17 protein-coding genes are annotated in these 19,810 nt (G+C 70.1%); all 17 read right to left on the reverse strand.

Annotated elements, in window-relative coordinates; genetic code table 11:
- Window positions 1-8: 8 nt before the first annotated feature.
- Entirely contained in the window at window positions 9-830 is an 822-nt protein-coding gene (gene atpB, locus ABZV34_RS01210; protein WP_356270251.1) for a F0F1 ATP synthase subunit A, read from the reverse strand.
- 225 nt (window positions 831-1,055) lie between these two features.
- Window positions 1,056-1,493, reverse strand: coding sequence for a hypothetical protein (locus ABZV34_RS01215; protein WP_356270252.1), 438 nt, complete (start codon window positions 1,491-1,493; stop codon window positions 1,056-1,058).
- A 285-nt stretch (window positions 1,494-1,778) separates the two neighbouring features.
- Entirely contained in the window at window positions 1,779-3,146 is a 1,368-nt protein-coding gene (locus ABZV34_RS01220; RefSeq protein WP_356270254.1) for an MraY family glycosyltransferase, read from the reverse strand.
- Between the two features lie 126 nt (window positions 3,147-3,272).
- Window positions 3,273-4,514, reverse strand: coding sequence for a serine hydroxymethyltransferase (glyA, locus tag ABZV34_RS01225; RefSeq protein WP_356270256.1), 1,242 nt, complete (start codon window positions 4,512-4,514; stop codon window positions 3,273-3,275).
- A 193-nt stretch (window positions 4,515-4,707) separates the two neighbouring features.
- Window positions 4,708-5,355 carry a protein-tyrosine-phosphatase gene (locus ABZV34_RS01230; protein WP_356270257.1) on the reverse strand — a complete coding sequence of 216 codons (648 nt, stop codon included), beginning with the start codon at window positions 5,353-5,355 and terminating at the stop codon, window positions 4,708-4,710.
- 52 nt (window positions 5,356-5,407) lie between these two features.
- Window positions 5,408-6,055, reverse strand: a complete 648-nt coding sequence (locus ABZV34_RS01235) for an L-threonylcarbamoyladenylate synthase (RefSeq protein ID WP_168530259.1) — start codon at window positions 6,053-6,055, stop codon at window positions 5,408-5,410.
- Between the two features lie 53 nt (window positions 6,056-6,108).
- Window positions 6,109-6,948 (reverse strand): peptide chain release factor N(5)-glutamine methyltransferase, encoded by an 840-nt coding sequence (gene prmC / locus ABZV34_RS01240; RefSeq protein WP_148010474.1) that lies wholly within the window; start codon window positions 6,946-6,948, stop codon window positions 6,109-6,111.
- A gap of 79 nt (window positions 6,949-7,027) precedes the next feature.
- Window positions 7,028-8,104, reverse strand: coding sequence for a peptide chain release factor 1 (gene prfA, locus ABZV34_RS01245; protein ID WP_356270259.1), 1,077 nt, complete (start codon window positions 8,102-8,104; stop codon window positions 7,028-7,030).
- 174 nt (window positions 8,105-8,278) lie between these two features.
- Window positions 8,279-8,500 (reverse strand): 50S ribosomal protein L31, encoded by a 222-nt coding sequence (gene rpmE, locus ABZV34_RS01250; protein ID WP_356270261.1) that lies wholly within the window; start codon window positions 8,498-8,500, stop codon window positions 8,279-8,281.
- Between the two features lie 169 nt (window positions 8,501-8,669).
- Complete coding sequence (locus ABZV34_RS01255) at window positions 8,670-9,809, reverse strand: LCP family protein (protein ID WP_356270263.1); 1,140 nt, start codon at window positions 9,807-9,809, stop codon at window positions 8,670-8,672.
- A gap of 303 nt (window positions 9,810-10,112) precedes the next feature.
- The gene (locus tag ABZV34_RS01260) at window positions 10,113-10,649 is read right to left on the reverse strand and encodes a hypothetical protein (RefSeq protein ID WP_356270265.1); all 537 of its coding nucleotides are present in this window, start codon (window positions 10,647-10,649) and stop codon (window positions 10,113-10,115) included.
- Window positions 10,650-10,786: 137 nt separating this feature from the next.
- Window positions 10,787-12,880 (reverse strand): transcription termination factor Rho, encoded by a 2,094-nt coding sequence (rho, locus tag ABZV34_RS01265; protein ID WP_356270267.1) that lies wholly within the window; start codon window positions 12,878-12,880, stop codon window positions 10,787-10,789.
- A 388-nt stretch (window positions 12,881-13,268) separates the two neighbouring features.
- A complete protein-coding gene (gene thrB, locus ABZV34_RS01270; protein ID WP_356270269.1) occupies window positions 13,269-14,198 on the reverse strand; it encodes a homoserine kinase in 930 nt (309 codons plus the stop codon).
- Between the two features lie 473 nt (window positions 14,199-14,671).
- Window positions 14,672-15,730 (reverse strand): threonine synthase, encoded by a 1,059-nt coding sequence (gene thrC, locus ABZV34_RS01275; RefSeq protein WP_356270271.1) that lies wholly within the window; start codon window positions 15,728-15,730, stop codon window positions 14,672-14,674.
- 6 nt (window positions 15,731-15,736) lie between these two features.
- Entirely contained in the window at window positions 15,737-17,035 is a 1,299-nt protein-coding gene (locus tag ABZV34_RS01280) for a homoserine dehydrogenase (protein WP_356270702.1), read from the reverse strand.
- 165 nt (window positions 17,036-17,200) lie between these two features.
- A complete protein-coding gene (gene lysA / locus ABZV34_RS01285) occupies window positions 17,201-18,592 on the reverse strand; it encodes a diaminopimelate decarboxylase (protein WP_356270273.1) in 1,392 nt (463 codons plus the stop codon).
- Between the two features lie 7 nt (window positions 18,593-18,599).
- Window positions 18,600-19,706 (reverse strand): ArgS-related anticodon-binding protein NrtL, encoded by a 1,107-nt coding sequence (gene nrtL / locus ABZV34_RS01290; RefSeq protein WP_356270274.1) that lies wholly within the window; start codon window positions 19,704-19,706, stop codon window positions 18,600-18,602.
- Window positions 19,707-19,810 lie beyond the last annotated feature (104 nt).

Here is a 19,810-nt window from a genome sequence, read left to right on the forward strand (position 1 = left end):
GCGGGCGCTCAGTGGTGCTCGGCCAGCGCGCCCTGGATGAAGGAGCAGGTCAGCAGCACGAACACATACGCCTGCAGGGCCTGGATGAACAGCTCGAAGGCCGTCATGACGAGGACCATGATGAACGAGACGCCCGCGTAGGCGATCCCGATGCCGTTCAGCAGGTACCAGCTGGCGATCGTGAAGAGCAGCAGCAGGGTGTGGCCGGCGAACATGTTCGCGAAGAGTCGCACCGCGTGCGTGAAGGGCCTGACGATCAGGTTCGAGAAGAACTCGATGAGCATGGCCAGCGGCAGCACGGGGCCGAGCGACTTGTCGTATCCCGTGAAGTTCTTGAGGGCGCCGACGAAGCCATGACGCTTGAAGGTCAGCGAGACCCACAGGACATAGACGATCAGGGCGAGCACCAAGGGGTACGAGATGATCGACGTGACCGGGAACTGGGCGAGCGGCACGATCGACCAGAGGTTCATCATCCAGACGAAGAAGAAGAGCGAGACGACGAGCGGTACGTACTTCTCGCCTTCCTTCTTGCCGATGGTCTCGTAGACGATGCCGCGCCGGACGAAGTCGTAACCCGTCTCGGCGACCATCTGGAGCTTGCCCGGGACGACCTTCGGCTTGCGGAAGGCCGCCCAGAAGAAGCCGACGATGATGATCGAGCCGAGCAACGCCAGCAGCATCGTCTTGTTGAAGTACAAGTTGCTGTCCCCGTCGCCCAAGAGGGGCTTGAACAGGAACGAGTGCAGGCCGGGAGCCGGGAAGCCACAGCCGTCGAAGATGTGGCAGTCGGTCTCGAAGGCGAGCACCTGCGTCGGGTCAGCACTCACCGCGGGCTCCTTCAGCGTGGCGCATAGGTACGGCAACCTCGTTGTGTCGGCGCGGCGCGCAGCCGCGGTTCGGCACTGGACTGGTGTTACGGATGGGAGGGCGGCTGTGGGGCATCAAGCCTCGCGATTGAGCAGGCGTCAGCTCAGATGCCCGCGCCCGCGATGCCGCAGTTGGCACCGGACGATAGCAGGATCTCCTACAGGCACTTATCCCGGCCCTACCCCTCACGACGAGTGCCCCGTTTTTTCGGGCTTGTCGCCCTTCACGGAGTCGGGCTCGACATAAAGGATTTTGGCGTTCATGTGGGCACGCGCCTGTGCGCCGATCCACGCGAGCGTGGTGGCGACCAGGGTGATCGCGAAGGCTTTGGGGTTGAACAGCGTCGTGTTCTTGAACGCGGCGACGAAGATGAACAGCAGAAGAATCTGCGCCGTGTAGAGCAGGAGGCCCATCGCCTGGAACAGGTGCGGAAGCGATGCGGCGGTGCGCTGCAGAACGTAGAGCCCGATGCCCATGAACAGGATCACGACCAGCGTCGCGACGACCGCCCCGAGCGCTCCCTTGCCACCCGCGACCACACCGCTGACCACGGCGGCGATCGCGCCGACGGCAGCTGTGGGCACGGCGGCCTGAAGGAGAATCCGGGCGTCATTGGACGGCATGGCGGCAACTCCGCTTGCTAAGGGGGGCAGGGTGTCGTCATGGACGAGCGTAGTCCCGGGTCGAGAGAGATCCTCACGCCAAGGGGCCGTCTCACGACGGTCCTTCGGCTCCACCCCGGGTTCTCGTGAACCGTATCACAAACTATTTGATGCGGTCTTTACCTAGATGGTGTGCTCGCTGTCACACATGAGAGTGAACCTGCGCGTTTGTGCAAAACAGCGGGCAACTTGTCTGGTATTGGAGCGGTTTGCCACTGGGGCCTCTTGCGAAATTCTTACTTTGCGTCAGCGTGAACTTTCGGCTCCGCGCCGGTCCAGGACGCGCGCACGGGTGCCGATTGCCGTCGCCCCGTTGACTCCTGAGACTCCGACAACCACCGGGGCACGCTGTTCGTCGTCGATGTCCTCCCGCTCCGGCGCGGCTTCGGCGCCCTGCGCGGACGCCTGTTCGCCGCCGTCGTCCGGGAGCGCCGGGGCGGCGGCGCGGCGACGCCGGTAGCGCGGCGGCACGAGGTGCTCGGCCCAGCGCGGAGCGCGCGGGGTGAAGCGCGGCAGCAGGAGCAGTACGAGACCGACCGCGCTGAGCGCCGCGATACCGAGCACGCTCCACATGGCTCCCGAGTTCACCGAGTAGGCGAGGGCGCCGAAGGCGATGAGCGCCGACCAGAAGTACATGATCAGCACCGCCCTGCTGTGCGAGTGGCCGACCTCCAGCAGACGGTGGTGCAGATGCCCGCGGTCGGCGGCGAACGGCGACTGTCCGCGCCAGGTGCGCCGCACGATGGCGAGCACGAGGTCGGCGGCCGGGATGGCGATGATCGTCAGCGGCAGCAGCAGCGGGATGAACACGGGCACCGTCTGGTGCACGGTGTTGCGCGGGGAACCGGTGAACAGGTTCATCACGTCGGGGTCGATCTGCCCCGTGATGGAGATCGCGCCGGCCGCCAGCACCAGCCCGATCAGCATCGAGCCGGAGTCCCCCATGAAGATCCGCGCCGGGTGCATGTTGTGCGGCAGGAAGCCCAGGCACATGCCCATCAGGATCGCCGCGAACAGCGTCGCCGGGGCGGCGGCCTCGATGCCGTAGCTGTACCAGATGCGGTAGGCGTACAGGAAGAACGCGGCGGAGGCGATGCACACCACGCCGGCGGCGAGCCCGTCGAGCCCGTCGACGAAGTTCACGGCGTTGATCGTGATGACCACCAGCGCCACCGTCAGCAGCGTGCCCTGCCACTGGGTGAGGGCCACCAGGCCGACACCGGGGATCGGCAGCCACAGGATCGTCAGACCCTGCATGACCATCACACCCGCGGCGATCATCTGACCGCCCAGCTTGATCAGGGCGTCGATCTCGAACTTGTCGTCCAGCACGCCGATCAGCCAGATCAGTGCCGCCCCGGAGAGCAGCGCGCGCGGCTCGTTGGAGTTGGAGAAGACCGCGTTGAGGTTCGTCAGATGGTCGGCGACCAGCAGTCCGGCGCACAGACCGAAGAACATCGCGATGCCGCCGAGGCGCGGTGTGGGTTCCCGGTGCACGTCCCGTGCCCGGATCTGCGGCATGGCTCCGGCCACGATCGCGAACTTCCGTACCGGCCCGGTGAGCAGATACGTCACCGCGGCCGTGACACAGAGCGTCAGCAGATATTCACGCACGGGCTTCCCCACAGGTCTCGCTGGCCATCTGAGCCCCACACCCTAGCGATGCACGCATACGGTTGAGGACTTCCGGGTAGCGACGATGGTTGCACGAGTGGCTGTGCACACGAGTGCGTGTACCCCTCAGAGGTCCGGATAGGGCGGAAATCTTCCAGTGAGCTCCCGCACTTCTTCACGTGCGGTCCTGCTGTCCTTCCCGCCTCGCAGCACCGCCGCGAACACCGCCGCGACCTGCACCATCTCCCTCTCGCCCATGCGCTGGGTGGTCATCGCCGCGGTGCCCAGCCGCAGGCCCCGCGTCTCCCCGTGCGGCAGCGCACAGGTGTCGAGGACCATTCCGGCGGCGGCGAGCCGGCCGCGCGCGGTGCCTCCGTCGAGGCCGAACGGCGCCGGGTCGGCGGTCAGCATGTGAGTGTCGGTACCGCCCGTGGTCAGGACGAGCCCCTCCGCGGCCAGCCGCTCACCCAGCGCCCGCGCGTTGGCGACCACCTGATGCGCGTACGCCGTGAACGCGGGGGTCTCCGCCTCACCGAACGCGACGGCCTTGGCGGCGATCGTGTGCATCTGCGCACCGCCCTGGGTGAACGGGAAGACGGCGCGGTCGACGCGCTCGGCCAGTTCCGCGCCGCACAGGATCATGCCGCCGCGTGGCCCGCGCAGCACCTTGTGGGTCGTCGCGCAGACCACGTCCGCGTACGGCACCGGGCTGGGCGCCGCTCCCCCCGCGACCAGCCCGATGGGGTGGGCGGCGTCGGCGATGAGATAGGCGCCGGCCTCGTCGGCGATCTCCCGGAAGAGCGCGTAGTCGATGTGCCGGGGATAGGAGATGGAGCCGCAGACGATGGCCTTCGGTCGGTGCGTCCGGGCCAGCGCCCGCACCTGCTCGTAGTCGATCCGCCCGGTCTCCGGCTCCACGCCGTAGCCGACGAAGTCGAACCAGCGGCCCGAGAAGTTCGCCGGCGACCCGTGCGTGAGGTGACCGCCGAAGGGCAGGCCCATGGCGAGCACGGTGTCGCCGGGGCGCAGCAGTGCGGCGTACGCGGCCAGCACGGCCGAAGATCCGGAGTGGGACTGCACATTCGCGTGATCGGCGCCGAAAAGGGCCCTGGCACGTTCCACGGCCACCCGCTCGGCGACGTCGACGATCTCGCAGCCGCCGTGGTGACGGGCGCCGGGGTAGCCCTCGGCGTACTTGTTGGCGAGCGGCGATCCGAGGGCTGCCAGCACGGCCGGCGAGGTGAAGTTCTCGGCCGCGATCAGCTGCAGTGTCGTCGACTGCCGCACCAGCTCCCCGAGCAGGATCTCGGCGAGCTCCGGGTCCTGTCGGCGCAGGACATCCGCTTCCAGCGTGTGTGTGACCGGCATGGTGGTCTCCGGACCTCGGCGGGGGGTGCGCCACGTCCTGGGCGGCGAGATGCGCTACGTCCAATGTAGAACCGCGACCCCGCGGGCGCCCGGTCTCGCCCGGCCCCGGCCCCCGTCGGTGCCGCCCGGACCGGCCCGGCGCCCTCGTCCCACGCCCGTGCGCGGGCCCCCGCCTGACACGGCCGCGCCCGTGTCAGGCGCTCGCCCGCACGCCCGTCAGCGCCGTCACGACCGGGTCCAGCGCCTCGTTGATCTCGTCCCCGATGGACCGGAAGAACGGCAGCGGCGCACCGTAGGGGTCGTACACCTCGTCCGCCTCGGCCGTCGGGGCCAGCAGCCACCCGCGCAGCGCCGCCGCGGCCCGCACCAGGGCTCGGGCGCGTTCGACCACGCCGTCCTCCAGCGGCGGCAGCGTCGCCGTGTCTATGGCCCGTACGAGGCGCGTGAACTCCTTCAGCGTGAAGGTGCGCAGACCCGCCGAGTGGCCCATGGAGATGACCTGGGCGCGGTGGTCGCGGGTGGCCGTCAGGACCAGGTCGGCCCTGATGACGTGGTCGTCGAGGAGCTCGCGGCCGACGAAGCCCGTGGCGTCCGCGCCGAAGTCCGCGAGGACGGTCTCGGCGTTGGCCTCCATGGGCGCGCCCTCGTGTCCCCAGGTGCCCGCGCTCTCCACGATCAGGCCGCCCCACAGGGGGTCGCGGAGCCGGTCCGCGAGGGCATGACGGGTCAGCCGCTCGGTGATCGGCGAGCGGCACACGTTGCCGGTGCTGACGTGGAGGATGCGGAAGGACCCCCCGGGAGAACCGTTGGACCCCGCGCTCCCCGTGCCTATGCCACGCATGGGGGTGCCCCCTGGTCGAGGGGGACCGGGAGCCTGGAGGCGTCAGGGGCTGTCAATTCGCCACCTCGAGGTCGGGTACGACCTTCCGCAGCTCCTCCGCCGACAGCGCCCCGGCGCGCAGCAGCACGGGCACCTTGCCGGTGACGTCCACGATCGAGGAGGGCACGTTGCCGGGGGTCGGACCGCCGTCCAGGTAGACGGAGACGGAGTCCCCGAGCATCTCCTGCGCGGCGTCGCAGTCCTCCGGCGCCGGGTGGCCGGTGAGGTTCGCGGAGGAGACGGCCATCGGGCCGACCTCCGTGAGCAGTTCGATGGCGACCGGGTGCAGCGGCATGCGCACGGCCACCGTGCCCCGGGTGTCCCCCAGGTCCCACTGCAGGGACGGCTGGTGCCTGGCGACGAGCGTCAGGGCGCCCGGCCAGAACGCGTCGACGAGCTCCCAGGCCATCTCGGAGAAGTCCGTGACGAGCCCGTGCAGGGTGTTCGGGGAGCCGATGAGGACAGGGGTGGGCATGTTGCGGCCACGGCCCTTGGCGTCGAGCAGATCGGCGACGGCCTCCGAGGTGAACGCGTCGGCACCGATGCCGTACACCGTGTCCGTCGGGAGGACCACCAGCTCGCCACGGCGGACGGCGGACGCGGCCTCACGCAGACCGGTCGTGCGGTCGGTCGCGTCGTTGGTGTCGTATCGCCGTGCCATTTAGCGGGCCTCCTCGTACACGTACTGCTGGCTGGGGAACGGGATGCGCGTCATCACGGCATCGCCTTGCGGGCGGTCGCGAACCGCGGCCGGTTGTTGAGGTCCGGGTGGTCGGCCGCGTCGGCCCAGCCCCGCTCCTCGGTGAAGATCCACGGCACCTGTCCGCCCTGGGTGTCGGCGTGCTCGACGACGACGACGCCGCCGGGGCGCAGCAGCCGGTGCGCGGTGCGTTCGATGCCGCGGATGAGGTCGAGTCCGTCCTCACCGGAGAACAGGGCGAGCTCGGGATCGTGGTCCCGGGCCTCCGGCGCCACGTACTCCCACTCGGTGAGGGGGATGTACGGCGGGTTGGAGATCACCAGGTCCACCTGCCCGTCGAGGTCGCGGAAGGCCTCCAGGGCGTCTCCCTGGCGCAGGTCGACCCTGGACCCCTCGACGTTCTTGCGCGTCCACCGCAGGGCGTCCTCGGACAGCTCCACGGCGTGCACGCGCGAGCGCGGGACCTCCTGCGCGAGGGCGAGCGCGATGGCGCCCGAGCCGGTGCACAGGTCGACGATCAGCGGTTCGACGACGTCCATCGCGCGGACGGCGTCTATCGCCCAGCCGACCACGGACTCGGTCTCCGGACGGGGCACGAAGACGCCGGGGCCGACCTGGAGCTCCAGATAGCGGAAATAGGCGTGCCCGGTGATGTGCTGGAGCGGCTCGCGGGCCTCCCGGCGCGCGATCACCTCCCAGTAGCGGGCGTCGAAGTCCGCGTCCTTGACGGTGTGCAGCTCGCCCCGTTTCACGCCGTGCACGAAGGCGGCGAGCTCCTCCGCGTCGTTGCGCGGTGAGGGCACGCCGGCGTCGGCCAGCCGCTGGGTGGCCTGGGCCACTTCCGCGAGCAGCACGCCGCGGGGGTTTGGGGGTCGCCCCCCAAGATGTTGCTGCACGCTGGTCCTCCGGGGCTGGGCTGTTGTCGTGAGCTTCTTACGCGGCGGCGAGTTTGGCCGCCGAGTCCGCGTCGACGCAGGCCTGGATCATCGCGTCGAGGTCGCCGTCGAGGACCTGGTCCAAGTTGTACGCCTTGAATCCGACGCGGTGGTCCGAGATGCGGTTCTCCGGGAAGTTGTACGTACGGATCTTCTCGGAGCGGTCGACGGTACGAACCTGGCTGCGGCGGGCGTCCGCGGCCTCCCGTTCCGCTTCCTCCTGCGCCGCCGCGAGGAGCCTGGAGCGCAGGATACGCATCGCCTGCTCCTTGTTCTGCAGCTGGCTCTTCTCGTTCTGGCAGGAGGCGACGACTCCGGTGGGAATGTGCGTGATGCGCACCGCGGAGTCGGTCGTGTTCACGGACTGGCCGCCGGGCCCGGAGGAGCGGTAGACGTCGATGCGCAGATCGTTCGCGTGGATCTCGACGTCGACCTCCTCGGCCTCCGGCGTGACCAGCACGCCGGCCGCGGAGGTGTGGATGCGGCCCTGCGACTCGGTGGACGGCACGCGCTGCACGCGGTGCACGCCTCCCTCGTACTTCAGGCGCGCCCAGACGCCCTGTCCCGGCTCGGTGGCGCCCTGGCCGCCCTTGGTCTTCACCGCGACCTGGACGTCCTTGTAGCCGCCGAGCTCGGACTCGGTGGCGTCGATGATCTCGGTCTTCCAGCCGACGCGCTCCGCGTAGCGCAGGTACATGCGCAGCAGGTCGCCGGCGAAGAGGGCGGACTCGTCGCCGCCGGCGCCCGCCTTGATCTCCAGGATGACGTCCTTGTCGTCGCTGGGGTCGCGCGGGACCAGCAGCAGCCGGAGCTTCTCGGTGAGCTCCCCGCGCTGCTTCTCCAGCTCCTTGACCTCGGCGGCGAAGTCGGGGTCGTCGGCCGCGAACTCCTTCGCGGTCCCGATGTCGTCCCCGGTCTGCTTCCAGGAGCGGTACGTCGCGACGATCGGGGTCAGCTCGGCGTAGCGCTTGTTCAGCTTGCGCGCGTTGGCCTGGTCGGCGTGGACCGACGGGTCAGCGAGCTTCTTCTCCAGATCGGCGTGTTCACCGATGAGTTCCTCGACCGCCTCGAACATCTCCGGCTCCAATGGGCTGTCCCCCGCTCCGTGACGGGCTCGGGGACGTAGGTACGGCGTGGGGGTCCCCCCGGTCCGGACGAGGTCTGGACGCCGAGGGAAGGGGCTGCACCGCAAAGCGCCGGTCCCGGCGCCCCCGTGCCGGGGACGCCGGAGACCGGCGCTGAGGGCTCGCTACTTCTTGGCAGCGACAGCCTTGCCGAAGCGGGCCTCGAAGCGGGCCACGCGGCCACCGGTGTCGAGGATCTTCTGCTTGCCCGTGTAGAACGGGTGGCACTCGGAGCAGACCTCGGCACGGATGGTGCCGGAGTCGATCGTGCTACGGGTGGTGAACGACGCACCGCAGGTGCAGCTGACCTGGGTCTCGACGTACTCGGGGTGGATCTCGCGCTTCAAGGTGTCTCCTAGTTTCGGGAGGGCGCCGGGTCGCCGCCGCGGGATGCGGGAGCGTGAACCGGAGCCGACGTACCAGTCTGCCAGGACTGGGCGCATCCCCCAAAACCGGGGGGATGGATTATCTATTCCCGGGCATCTGTACGGGCCGCTCAGAGCCCGCGTACGGGGCTCAGGAGGCGTTCACGACACCCTTCGCGGTGCCCGTGGCGGTGCCCTTGGTGGCCGCCCCCGGAATCGCCCGGTCGTCCTTGAGGGCGTTCCAGACCATCTTGGCCTTGGCCTCGTCGACCAGGACACGGTTGGCGTCCGCGCTGTCGTACTGGACCGGCATCGTCACCATGTTCATGTGCGACGAGCCGATGCCCTTGAGGCCGTCGGCGAAGGACGCGAGGGCCTTGACCGAACCGATGTCGGAGTCGGTGGTGACGGTCTTGGTGGCGGTGTCGGCGAGCTGGAAGAGCTTCGTGGGGCTGGTGAGCACGCCGAGGTGCTTGACCTGGTCGACCAGGGCCTTGATGAACGCCTGCTGGAGCTGGATGCGGCCGAGGTCGGAGCCGTCACCGACGCCGTGCCGGGTGCGGACCAGACCGAGCGCCTGCCGCCCGTCCAGCGTGTGCGGGCCGGCCGTGAGGTTCAGGTGGCTGTCGGGGTCCTTGATGTCCTTGGTCGTGGTGACCGAGACACCGCCCAGATCGTCGATGAGCTTCTGGAAGCCGCTGAAGTCGACCTCGACGTAGTGGTCCATGCGGATGCCGGACAGGGACTCGACGGTCTTCACGGCGCAGGTCGCGCCACCGGTGGAGTACGCGGAGTTGAACATCACGCCGGTCGCGGCGTCGTGGGTGACGCCCTTGGCGTCCGTGCAGGAGGGGCGCCGGACGAGGGTGTCGCGGGGTATGGAGACCACGCTGGCCTTCTTGTGGCCCTCGTATACGTGCACGACCATCGCCGTGTCCGAGCGGGCGCTGCCGTCGTCGACGCCGCCGCCGAGCTTCTCGTTGCCGCCGGACCGCGTGTCGGACCCCAGCACCAGGATGTTCTCGGAGCCGTTGTCGGCCTTCAGGGGCCGGTCCGGACCCAGGGCCTGGTTGATGTCGACGGTCTTGAGGTTGTCGTTGAGCTTGAAGTAGAGGATCCCGACGCCCGTGCCGCCCAGCACGACGATGCCCGCCGCTGTCCAGGCCGTGATGAGCAGCGCCTTGCGACGCGCTCCGCGCGGCTTGCGGCGGCTGCCCTTCGCACGGGGGCGCGAACGGCTCGTGCCGGACTCGCCCGGTGTCCCGGGTCCTGGCGTACTCTCGGCAGGCATGTGCTCCCTCAGTCCTCGTACTGTCGGTTACCCCTGTCTGTCAGGGCCAGGCCCGTCCGCGGTCGTGACACGTACTTCTCCATGGTCACTCCGTACCGTCAGACGGGGAAACTCGGCAAAGGGTTGCACAACGCGATGTGCCCACCGCCGACCGCGATGGGCACATCGAACGCTCGGCGCGTCCGGACAGAAACGCGCTCACCTGCTCTTTCAGCCGAAGATGTCGTACCGCTCGAAATCGGTGCCGATCTTGATCCTTGTGGCGAAGGTCTCGCTGGTCGCCTTGCCGGTACCCGGGTAGAGCTACAGCGTGCCGCCGGCCGTACGGGCCAGGAAGTCGGCCCTGCCGTCGCCGGTCACGTCACCGGGAGCGTCGAAGGCGTTGCAGTCGCCCCAGGTGCGCACCTTGACGCGGGCCGGGAACACACCGCTGCCCGCCTTGCCGGTGCCCTTGTAGAGGTGGACGTACGATCCGGACCTGCTGCGCGCGATCCGGTCGGCCTTGCTGTTCCATGTGAAGTCACCATGGGCGCGCAGGGAGTTGTACCGGTTCCAGCCCGAGCCCACCTCGACGCGGGCCGAGAAGGTGCCGTTGCCCTTGCCGGGGTAGATCCACAGGACACCGCCGGAGTCGACGGAGAGCAGGTCGCGCAGGGCGTCACCGGTGACGTCGCCGGGGGCGACGACGCGTGTGCGTGTCTTCCAGTTGGCGAGGATCTTCGTGTCGGCCCACTTCTCCGTGGACGGCGGGAAGTGCCACCAGTGGACGTCACCGCTGGAGCTGCGGCGCTCCACGATGTCCTGGTAGCCGTCGCGGTCGGGGTCGGCCTGCGGGACCACGTTCGACGTGCTCCAGGAGCCCCACGTCTGCCGGGCTGACCCGGGTTGCCGCGAGAAGGCGCGATCGTACACGCGCCAGGCAGCGCAAAGGGCCGCCCCCGGATCGGGGGCGGCCCTCAGTCTCAGTCGTGCGGGAGTCAGTCGTTGCCGTTGCCCGGCGACGGCGTCGTCTTCTGGATCTGCAGAAGGAACTCCGCGTTCGACTTCGTCTGCTTCATCTTGTCCAGCAGCAGCTCGATCGCCTGCTGCTGGTCGAGCGCGTGCAGCACGCGACGCAGCTTCCAGGTGATGGCGAGCTCGTCGCTGCCGAGCAGGAGCTCTTCCTTACGGGTACCGGACGCGTCGACGTCCACCGCCGGGAAGACACGCTTGTCGGCGAGCTTCCGGTCGAGCTTGAGCTCGGCGTTGCCGGTGCCCTTGAACTCCTCGAAGATGACCTCGTCCATGCGCGAGCCGGTGTCGACGAGCGCGGTGGCCAGGATGGTCAGCGAGCCGCCGTCCTCGATGTTGCGCGCGGCACCGAAGAAGCGCTTCGGCGGGTAGAGCGCGGTCGAGTCGACACCACCGGACAGGATGCGGCCGGAGGCCGGGGCGGCGAGGTTGTACGCACGGCCCAGACGCGTGATCGAGTCGAGCAGCACGACGACGTCGTGGCCCAGCTCCACCAGACGCTTGGCACGCTCGATGGCGAGCTCGGCGACCGTGGTGTGGTCCTCGGCCGGACGGTCGAAGGTCGAGGAGATGACCTCGCCCTTGACCGACCGCTGCATGTCGGTGACCTCTTCCGGACGCTCGTCGACCAGGACGACCATCAGGTGGCACTCGGGGTTGTTGATGGTGATCGCGTTGGCGATCGCCTGAAGGATCATGGTCTTGCCGGTCTTCGGCGGGGCCACGATCAGACCGCGCTGGCCCTTGCCGATCGGCGCGACGAGGTCGATGATCCGCGTCGTCAGCACACCCGGGTCGGTCTCCAGACGGAGGCGGTCCTGCGGGTACAGCGGCGTCAGCTTGTTGAACTCGGGCCGCCCGCGGCCGGATTCGGCGGCCATGCCGTTCGCCGAGTCGAGGCGGACGAGCGCGTTGAACTTCTCGCGGCGCTCGCCGTCCTTGGGCTGACGGACCGCGCCGGTGACGTGGTCACCCTTGCGCAGACCGTTCTTGCGGACCTGGGCCAGCGAGACGTACACGTCGTTCGGACCCGGCAGGTAGCCCGAGGTGCGGATGAACGCGTAGTTGTCGAGGATGTCCAGGATGCCCGCGACGGGGATCAGGACGTCGTCGTCGGCGAGCTGCGGCTCGTTGGCCACGAACTCGTCGCGTCCACGACGCCCACGACGGTCGCGATAACGGCCGCGACGGCCGCGACGGCCACCGTCGAAGTCGTCGTCGTCCTGAGGGCCATTGTCACGCTGCGGGCCGCTGTCACGCTGCGGGCCGTTGTCGCGCGGCTGGCGGTCCTGACGGCCACCGCCCTGCTGCTGTCGGTCCTGACGGTCCGGCCGGTCCTGGCGCTCCGCGCGCTGCTGTCCGCCGCCGGCCTGGCCCTGCTGCTGCTCGTCGCCCTTGCCGCCGCGGCGGTCGCGCTCACGTCCGCCACGCTCACGGTCACCGCGCTCGCCGCGGTCCCGGCGGTCACGGCGGCCCTGGCGGCCGTCGTCGCCGGCGTCGCCCTTGGCCTCGCCGGCCGTGTCACCCTTCGGCTCGCTCTTCGCCTCGACGGCGACCGTCTCGGGGCTGCCCGCCTCGGCGACGGCGCGACGGCGGCGGCGCTCCACGGCGGGGGCGTCGTCACGCTCGGCCTCGCTCGCGCGGGAGGGGCCTCCGGCGGGCTGGCCGGGGATCTCGATCTGCTGCTGGGCCACGGCCTTCTCGGCGGCCTTCTCGGCCTTCGTCTCGGCCGCGGTGGCCTCGTCGCCGGTACGGGCCTTGGAGGTGGCCCGGCGCTTCGGCTTGGCCTCGGCTGCGGTGTCGGCGGCCTGCGCCGGGGCACCGCCCGCCTGCGCCTCCTTGATGACCTCGATCAGCTGGCTCTTGCGCATCCGCGCGGTGCCCCTGATACCGAGGCCGGACGCGACCTGCTGAAGCTCGGCCAGCACCATGCCGTCGAGGCCGGTACCGCGGCGCCGCCGGGAGCCGGCACCGGAGGCAGGCGCGGCAGAGGCGTCCGTGGCGGGCGCGGCAGCGGTCTCCTCGACACGCGCGCCCATCAGATCGGTGGTGTCGCTCACGAAGGGTCCTTCCCTGGAGCGGACGTCGGCCTGTCTGGCTCGGCGACCGGTTGTGCTGTCCGGCATTGGTCCTTGTGGTGTGGACCGCGCCGGGGCGGTGGTCCGCCAAAACGGCGGAAGACATATCTGGTGATGACGATTCCGGAGCCGTGGCACTGAATTGCGGTGTCATCGGCACGGTCACGCCGGTTCCGGAGCGTGCTCAGCACTGCTCAGCGCATAGCACCCAATGCATGGCACAAAGCAGTTTGGGAGGCTCCCGGAAGAAAGGTTGTCCCGGACGGGGACACGATGCACCTCGCCATGGTGGGGTCGGGTGCAGACTTGAGGTTAACACTACCGGATCCAACAAACATTCCCCCTCTCGAAATCCGGCAACCGCGCGCTTTTAATGGACGCCCGTCGGCGCGAGAGGCAGCACGCTCGCCCCCGTGGCGTCGAGGTCCAGTCGATTGGCGGCCCAGCCCTGACCTGCGAGGTCAGCGACTTTGTCGGCCGATTCCCCGTCGGCGAGCGCGAGGACCGTGGGGCCCGCGCCGGAGATCACCGCGGGAATGCCGTCGGCCCGCAGCCGCTCCACCAGTGCGGCGCTCTCCGGCATCGCCGGGGCGCGGTACTCCTGGTGCAGACGGTCTTCGGTGGCGGGCAGCAGCAGCTCGGGGCGCCTGGTGAGGGCCTCGACGAGCAGTGCGGCGCGGCCCGCGTTCGTGGCGGCGTCGACGTGCGGGACGGTGCGCGGCAGCAGGCCGCGCGCGGTCTCGGTGAGCACCGGCTTTCCCGGTACGAAAACCACCGGAACGATGGAATGGGCGGGTTCCATCCGGATCGCCCGCGCGGCTCCGGCCTCCATCCAGGAGAGCGTGAAACCACCGAGCAGGCAGGCCGCGACATTGTCGGGATGCCCCTCGATCTCGGTGGCGAGTTCCAGCAGCGCGGAGTCGTCGAGCCTGCTGTCGCCGCCTATGGTCACGGCACGCGCGGCGACGATTCCGGCGCAGATGGCGGCCGAGGAGGAACCGAGACCCCGTCCGTGCGGAATGCGGTTGGCGCAGACGATCTCCAGGCCGCGCGGCTGTCCGCCCAGCAGATCGAAGGCGGTGCGCAGGGAGCGTACGAGGAGGTGACTCTCGTCGCGCGGCAGGGTCTCACTGCCCTCACCCGCGATGTCGATGTGCAGCCCGGAGTCGGCCACCCGGACGACCACGTCGTCGTACAGCCCCAGTGACAGGCCGAAGGCGTCGAAGCCCGGCCCGAGATTGGCGCTGGTGGCGGGGACGCGCACCCGGACGGCGGCGGCGCGGAACGCTGGACCGGCCATCGCTCGATGACTCTCCTTGAGCTGCGTGATGTGCGAGATTCTCGATGAACTGCGGTGAGCTGTTGCGGTGACTGCTGCGAGGAACTGCGGTGAACTGCTGCGAGGAACTTCGACGGGTTGCGATGCCTGCGAGAAGACCCGGAGGCCGCAGGGACGGCGCGGCACCGCGGCATATGCGGCGGGCGGGTTCGGTACAGCTTATCGAAGGAAGGTTCTGTGGCGACATAGGGCGCACAGGAGGCGCACGATGCGTGTCGTAAGCCCCCTGTGCACCCCCCGCCGGATTACGTCCGGGGCCGGTCGTGGCGGGTGACACCTTCCGCCGCTTCCCGGCACTTTCCACCCGTCGCCGAGGGCCCCCCGACGCACCCCTACGCGCTCCTGAGTACCCCCGGGACCCCTGACCCCTGGGGACTCCGGCCAGGGACTCCGGTCAGGACTACCCCGGGGCGGCTGGTCGGCGCGGGACGGCCTTACGCCAGCCCGAGCCGCTCCGCCGCCGTGGCCGCGTCCACCGGGACGGTGACGGGCTGCGGGGCGCCGGCGACGGCCCAGTCCGGATCCTTGAGCCCGTTTCCGGTGACCGTGCAGACGATCCGCTGGCCGGGGTCGACCTTGCCCTGCTCGGCGGCCTTCAGCAGGCCGGCGACGGACGCCGCGGACGCCGGCTCGACGAAGACACCCTCCTGCGCGGCCAACAGCCGGTAGGCGCGGAGGATCTCACGGTCCGTCACCTCGTCGATGAAGCCGCCCGACTCGTCCCGCGCGGCCAGCGCGAACTGCCACGAGGCCGGGTTGCCGATGCGGATCGCGGTGGCGATGGTCGAGGGGTCCTTGACCACCTCACCGCGCACGATGGGCGCGGAACCGGAGGCCTGGAAGCCCCACATGCGCGGGGTCCGCGCGGCGATGCCGTCTCCGGCGTACTCCGTGTAGCCCTTCCAGTACGCCGTGATGTTGCCCGCGTTGCCCACCGGCAGGACATGGATGTCGGGCGCGTCGCCGAGCATGTCCACGATCTCGAAGGCCGCGGTCTTCTGGCCCTCGATGCGCACCGGATTGACCGAATTGACCAGCGCCACCGGGTAGTTGTCGGACAGCGAGCGCGCGAGCGTGAGGCAGTCGTCGAAGTTCCCGTCGACCTGGAGGATCTTCGCGCCGTGGATGAGGGCCTGCCCCATCTTGCCGAGCGCGATCTTGCCCTGCGGGACGAGGACGGCACAGACCATCCCGGCCCGCACCGCGTAGGCCGCGGCGGAGGCCGACGTGTTGCCGGTGGAGGCGCAGATGACGGCCTTGGCGCCCTCCTCCTTCGCCCGCGTGATGGCCATGGTCATACCGCGGTCCTTGAAGGACCCGGTCGGATTCGCACCCTCCACCTTGAGGTGGACGTCGCAGCCCGTGCGCTCGGAGAGCACCTGCGCGGGCACTAGGGGCGTACCGCCCTCACGGAGCGTCACGACCGGCGTGTTCCCGGACACCGGAAGCCGGTCCCGGTACTCCTCGATGATTCCGCGCCATTGGTGGGTCATTGCTGGTTACTCTCCTTCAACCCGCATGATGCTGGCGACACCCCGCACGGTGTCGAGGCTGCGCAGCGCCTCGACGGTCCCGTTCAGGGACGCGTCGGACGCACGGTGGGTGACCACGACGAGAGACGCCTCGCCGCCTCCGTCCTGCCGGCCCTGCTGGCGAACCGTGTCGATCGAGACGCCGTGCTCGGCGAAAACCGTGGCCACCTGGGCGAGAACACCCGGTTTGTCGGCCACGTCGAGGCTGATGTGGTAGCGCGTGACGACCTCGCCCATGGAGCTCACGGGCAGCTGGGTGTACGCGGAGTCGCCGGGGCCGGTCGCGCCGTTGAGCTTGTTGCGGCAGACGGCGACGAGGTCACCGAGGACGGCGGAGGCGGTCGGGGCGCCGCCGGCACCCGGTCCGTAGAACATGAGCTGACCGGCGGCGTCCGACTCGACGAACACGGCGTTGTACGCGCCGCGCACGGAGGCGAGCGGGTGGCTCAGCGGAATCATCGCCGGGTGCACGCGCGCCGTCACCGAGCCCCCGTCCGCGGCCCGCTCGCAGATGGCGAGCAGCTTGATGGTGCAGCCCATCGCCTTGGCGGAGGCGAAGTCGGCGGAGGTGACCTCGTTCATGCCCTCGCGGTAGACGTCGTCGAGACGCACCCGCGTGTGGAAGGCGATGCCGGCGAGGATGGCGGCCTTGGCGGCGGCGTCGAACCCCTCGACGTCGGCGGTCGGGTCGGCCTCCGCGTACCCGAGCGCGGTGGCCTCGTCGAGGGCCTCCTGGTAGCCCGCTCCCGTGGAGTCCATCTTGTCGAGGATGAAGTTCGTGGTCCCGTTGACGATGCCCATCACGCGGTTGATCTTGTCGCCGGCGAGGGACTCGCGCAGCGGGCGGATCAGCGGGATGGCACCGGCGACGGCGGCCTCGTAGTAGAGGTCCCTGCCGTGCTCCTCGGCGGCGGCGTGCAGCGCGGCACCGTCCTGGGCGAGCAGCGCCTTGTTGGCGGACACCACGGAGGCGCCGTGCTCGAAGGCGGTCGTGATGAGGGAGCGGGCGGGCTCGATGCCCCCGATGACCTCGACGACGACGTCGATGTCCCCGCGCTTGACCAGGGCGGTGGCGTCCGTCGTGACCAGGGCGGGGTCGATGCCCTCACGGACCCTGGAGGGGCGCCGCACCGCGACGCCGGTCAGCTCGACCGGGGCCCCGATGCGCGCGGCGAGGTCGTCGGCGTGCGTCGTCATGATGCGAGCCACCTCTGAGCCGACAACCCCACAGCCCAGCAGCGCCACCTTCAGCGGACGCGTACGCATCATCCGACCTCGTTTCCTCATACCGTCTACGGTGGGACCAGTCTCACTCACCGGACGGGGCTTTCTGCCCCTTGTCCGGATCGTGAGATGTCTATTTCATTCTTGCCGGGCCGACGGACCGGAGATCTTCCTCCGGCCGCCGGGACCCCGCCGGTGGCCGCGGGGTCATCCCACATCGAGCCGGAGCAGGTCGTCCTCCGTCTCGCGCCGGACGATGACCCGCGCCTCCCCGTCGTTGACCGCGACGACCGGCGGCCGCAGCGCGTGGTTGTAGTTGCTGGCCATCGACCGGCAGTAGGCGCCGGTGGCCGGAACGGCGATCAGGTCGCCGGGAGCCAGGTCGGAGGGCAGGAACGCGTCCTTCACGACGATGTCACCGCTCTCGCAGTGCTTGCCGACGACGCGCACGAGCATGGGCTCGGCGTCGGAGGTGCGCGAGACCAGGGCGACGCTGTACTCGGCGTCGTACAGCGCGGTGCGGATGTTGTCGGACATGCCGCCGTCCACGGAGACGTACGTCCGCAGCCCTTCGAGCGGCTTGATCGTGCCGACCTCGTAGAGCGTGAAGGCGGTGGGCCCGACGATGGCGCGCCCGGGCTCCACCGAGATCCGGGGCGTCCGCAGCTTCGCGGCCTCGCACTCCCGGGTGACGATCTCGCTGAGGGCCTTGGCGATCTCGTGCGGCTCACGGGGGTCGTCGTCGCTGGTGTACGCGATGCCGAGGCCGCCGCCGAGGTCGATCTCCGGCAGTTCGATCCCGTGCTCGTCACGGACGGCCGCGAGCAGCGCCACGACGCGCCGGGCGGCGACCTCGAACCCGGCCATGTCGAAGATCTGCGAGCCGATGTGCGAGTGGATCCCGACCAGCTCGAGACCGTCGAGGGAGAGCGCGCGGCGTACGGCCTCCGCGGCCTGCCCGTCGGCGAGGGCGATGCCGAACTTCTGGTCCTCGTGGGCGGTGGCGATGAACTCGTGCGTGTGCGCCTCCACGCCGACCGTCACCCGGATCTGTACGCGCTGCCGCGTGCCGAGGGACTGGGCGATGTGGGCGACGCGCACGATCTCCTGGAAGGAGTCGAGGACGATCCGCCCGACGCCGGCGCGGACGGCGGCGGTGATCTCCTCGGCGGACTTGTTGTTGCCATGGAAGGCGACGCGGTCGGCGGGCATACCGGCGGAGAGGGCGGTGACCAGTTCACCACCCGAACAGACGTCGAGGTTCAGTCCCTCCTCGTACAGCCACCGCACGACGGCCCGCGAGAGGAACGCCTTCCCCGCGTAGAAGACGTCGGCGTCGTGCCCGAAGGCGGTGCGCCAGGCACGGGCGCGCGCACGGAAGTCCGACTCGTCGAGGAAGTAGGCGGGGGTGCCGAACTCCTCGGCGAGAGTGGTGACTTCGACACCGCCGACGCTCACGACTCCGTCGTCGGTACGGGTGACGGTGTGGGCCCAGACCTTGGGGTCGAGGGCGTTGAGGTCGGAGGGTGGGGCGCTGTAGTGCCCCTCGGGCAGGACATCGGCGTGACGGGGCCCGGCGGGGTGTGCGGAACGGCTCATTCTTCTCTCACAGATAGTCAGGGGCGCTGATGCCGAGCAGGGACAGGCCGCCGGCCAGCACCGTCCCGGTGGCTTCGGCGAGCGCGAGCCGGGCGCGGTGGGCGGCCGAGGGTTTCTCGTCGCCGAGCGGCAGCACCAGGTGCTGGAGGGCGAGGAAGGCGTCGGCGGTGGTGACGAGATGCCGGGCGAGGCGGTCGGGGGCGCGATGGGTCGCGGCGACGCGCAGGGCAGGGGGGTAATCGGCGAGGGCACCGAGCAGGTCGTCCGCCCCCGGGACGTCACCGGGGGTGCCGGTGAAGCCGAGGGCCGCGGCGTTGCGGGTGAGAGCCCGGGTGCGGGCGTGCGCGTACCGGACGCGGAAGAGCGGGTTGCTCTCCCGCTGAAGAAGATGCCCGGCACCGATCCGGGGCCGGTCGTGCCCGGCCGGGTGCAGCAGGGCCCAGCGGGCGGCGTCGGGCCCGAGGGGTGCGGGGTCTTCGGGCGCGGGAACGGGGCGGAGGGTTACGGGGGTGGTGGGGGCGCTCGGTGCGGGGGCGAGGGGGTGCGCCCCCTCGGCGTGCCGTGGGCCGCCGGGCGGGAGGTCTGTGTGGGAGGGACCCGTGTGGTTGGGGCCCGTGTGGTTGAGGTCCGTGTGCGGCGGCTCGGCGTGCTGTACGAGGGCCCGGCCACCCTGGGTGGCGATGATCCGTACGAGCGCGTCGGCGACGACCTCGGCACGGATGTCGTACGGCATCGGAATCCGGAGCGATACGACCTGTCCGGCGAGGGCGTCGCCATGACCGTAGGAACCGCGCCCGATCTCCCGTACGAGGGATGCGCCGGCCGAGTCCGCGCCGCCGAGGCGAATGTTGAGAAACCCGGGCCCGGTGATCGCCACGTCGGCGACACCGTCGGTGCCGACGAGGTGGGGCAGGAGGATCTCGGCGACCTGCACGGCGGAGCGCCCGGCGGGGCGGGCCAGCTGCAACGCGATGTTCGTGGCGTAGTCCCCACACCCACCGGGCCCCGGCGGCGCCACCATCGCCCGCATCGGCACGGCCACACTCAGCTCACCCGCGTCCACAGCACGACGCACCGCGCGCAGCACGGTACGGGAGAGCTCGACGGGAGTCACGTGACCAGCGTAGGGGAGGAGGGGGGTGGGTATGCGAGTCGGTTTGGCCGGCGGTCCGGGATGTGGACGGGGTCGGGGCGGTACGGACGGCGGACGCGCGGCGG

Source organism: Streptomyces sp. NPDC005195 (genome assembly GCF_040608315.1).
Lineage (GTDB): Bacteria > Actinomycetota > Actinomycetes > Streptomycetales > Streptomycetaceae > Streptomyces > Streptomyces kaempferi.